General features: G+C 54.6%; 1 rRNA gene. It reads left to right on the forward strand.

The annotated features are described in order from the left end of the window. The first annotated feature begins 69 nt into the window (after positions 1–69). Positions 70–2,983 (forward strand): 23S ribosomal RNA (locus B9Z54_RS24525). Positions 2,984–3,020: the final 37 nt, after the last annotated feature.

Here is a 3,020-nt window from a genome sequence, read left to right on the forward strand (position 1 = left end):
AGATTCATCAAGACATCAAACCAATTAATTTCACATATGGTCCGTGAGGACCGTGTGTCTTAGACGCTAGATCAAGGTAGAAAGGGCGTACGGTGGATGCCTTGGCACTAGGAGCCGATGAAGGACGCGACGAACAGCGAAATGCCCTGGGGAGTGGTAAGTACACTTTGATCCAGGGGTATCCGAATGGGGGAACCCACCGCCGGGAGACTGGCGGGACACCCGTGTGAATACATAGCACGGCGTGAGGCAAACCCGGGGAACTGAAACATCTAAGTACCCGGAGGAAGAGAAAGAAAATTCGATTCCCTGAGTAGCGGCGAGCGAAACGGGAACAGCCCAAACCAGGAAGCATGCTTCCTGGGGTTGTAGGACACTCTATACGGAGTTACAAAGGGATAGGATAGGTGAACGACCTGGAAAGGTCGGCCAGAGAAGGTGACGGCCCTGTAGCCGAAATCGTATCCCCTCCAGAGTGGATCCTGAGTACGGCGGGACACGTGAAACCCCGTCGGAATCCGGGAGGACCATCTCCCAAGGCTAAATACTTCCTAGTGACCGATAGTGAACCAGTACCGTGAGGGAAAGGTGAAAAGCACCCCGGAAGGGGAGTGAAACAGATCCTGAAACCGTATGCCTACAAGTAGTCAGAGCCCGTTAACGGGTGATGGCGTGCCTTTTGTAGAATGAACCGGCGAGTTACGATGGCGGGCGAGGTTAAGCCGATGAGGCGGAGCCGCAGCGAAAGCGAGTCTGAATAGGGCGCATCAGTCCGTCGTCGTAGACCCGAAACCAGGTGATCTACCCATGTCCAGGATGAAGGTCAGGTAACACTGACTGGAGGTCCGAACCCACGCACGTTGAAAAGTGCGGGGATGAGGTGTGGGTAGCGGTGAAATGCCAATCGAACCTGGAGATAGCTGGTTCTCCCCGAAATAGCTTTAGGGCTAGCCTCGAGGTGAAGAGTTCCGGAGGTAGAGCACTGATTGGACTAGGGGCCCCCACAGGGTTACCGAATTCAGTCAAACTCCGAATGCCGGCAACTTGTACTCGGGAGTCAGACTGCGAGTGATAAGATCCGTAGTCGAAAGGGAAACAGCCCAGACCATCAGCTAAGGTCCCCAAGTGTATGTTAAGTGGAAAAGGATGTGGCGTTGCACAGACAACTAGGATGTTGGCTTAGAAGCAGCCATCATTCAAAGAGTGCGTAATAGCTCACTAGTCGAGTGACGCCGCGCCGAAAATGTAACGGGGCTAAACATACCACCGAAGCTATGGATCCCGTAAGGGATGGTAGGGGAGCGTTCCAAGCAGCAGTGAAGCGGTATCGTGAGGAGCCGTGGAGCGCTTGGAAGTGAGAATGCCGGTGTGAGTAGCGAAAAGAGGGGTGAGAATCCCCTCCGTCGAAAGCCCAAGGTTTCCTGAGGAAGGCTCGTCCGCTCAGGGTTAGTCTGGACCTAAGCCGAGGCCGAAAGGCGTAGGCGATGGACAACAGGTTGATATTCCTGTACCGCCGTACCACCGTTTGAACGATGGGGGGACGCAGAAGGATAAGGTAACCGTGCGACTGGAAGTGCACGGACAAGCAGCGAGGCCGTCGGGTTGGCAAATCCGCCCGACACACAAGGCTGAGCTGTGATGTGGAGCCCGTAGGGCGAAGTACCGGATTTCACGCTGCCAAGAAAAGCCTCTAGTAAGGAGGTCGGCGCCAGTACCGTAAACCGACACAGGTAGGCGAGATGAGAATTCTAAGACGCGCGGGATAACTCTCGTTAAGGAACTCGGCAAAATGGTCCCGTAACTTCGGGAGAAGGGACGCTTATGGCAACATAAGCCGCAGTGAATAGGCCCAAACGACTGTTTAGCAAAAACACAGGTCTCTGCTAAATCGCAAGATGAAGTATAGGGGCTGACGCCTGCCCGGTGCTGGAAGGTTAAGGGGATGTGTCATCGCAAGAGAAGCACTGAACCGAAGCCCCAGTAAACGGCGGCCGTAACTATAACGGTCCTAAGGTAGCGAAATTCCTTGTCGGGTAAGTTCCGACCCGCACGAAAGGCGTAACGATTTGGGCACTGTCTCAACGAGAGACCCGGTGAAATCATAGTACCTGTGAAGATGCAGGTTACCCGCGACAGGACGGAAAGACCCCATGGAGCTTTACTACAGCCTGATATTGAGGCTTTGTACGCGATGTACAGGATAGGTGGGAGTTTGTGAAGCCGGAGCGCCAGCTTCGGTGGAGACACCCTTGGGATACCACCCTTTGCGTATAGAGTCTCTAACTCGCAGCCGTGATCCGGCTGGAGGACCGTGTCAGGTGGGTAGTTTGACTGGGGCGGTCGCCTCCTAAACAGTAACGGAGGCGCCCAAAGGTTCCCTCAGAATGGTTGGAAATCATTCGAAGAGTGCAAAGGCAGAAGGGAGCTTGACTGCGAGACCTACAAGTCGAGCAGGGACGAAAGTCGGGCTTAGTGATCCGGTGGTTCCGCATGGAAGGGCCATCGCTCAACGGATAAAAGCTACCCTGGGGATAACAGGCTGATCTCCCCCAAGAGTCCACATCGACGGGGAGGTTTGGCACCTCGATGTCGGCTCATCGCATCCTGGGGCTGGAGTAGGTCCCAAGGGTTGGGCTGTTCGCCCATTAAAGCGGTACGCGAGCTGGGTTCAGAACGTCGTGAGACAGTTCGGTCCCTATCCGTCGTGGGCGCAGGAAATTTGAGGAGAGCTGTCCTTAGTACGAGAGGACCGGGATGGACGCACCGCTGGTGTACCAGTTGTTCCGCCAGGAGCATCGCTGGGTAGCTACGTGCGGACGGGATAAGTGCTGAAAGCATCTAAGCATGAAGCCCCCTCCGAGATGAGATTTCCCTTTGAGCAATCAAGAAAGACCCCTCAGAGACGATGAGGTAGATAGGTCATGGGTGGAAGCACGGCGACGTGTGGAGCTGAATGATACTAATCGGTCGAGGCTTTGATCTAGTCTAACGGTTTGTRTGAATTGATGAGTCTTCAGTTT

This window comes from Bacillus sp. P14.5 (assembly GCF_003316765.1).
Taxonomy (GTDB): Bacteria; Bacillota; Bacilli; order Bacillales; family Bacillaceae_B; genus Rossellomorea.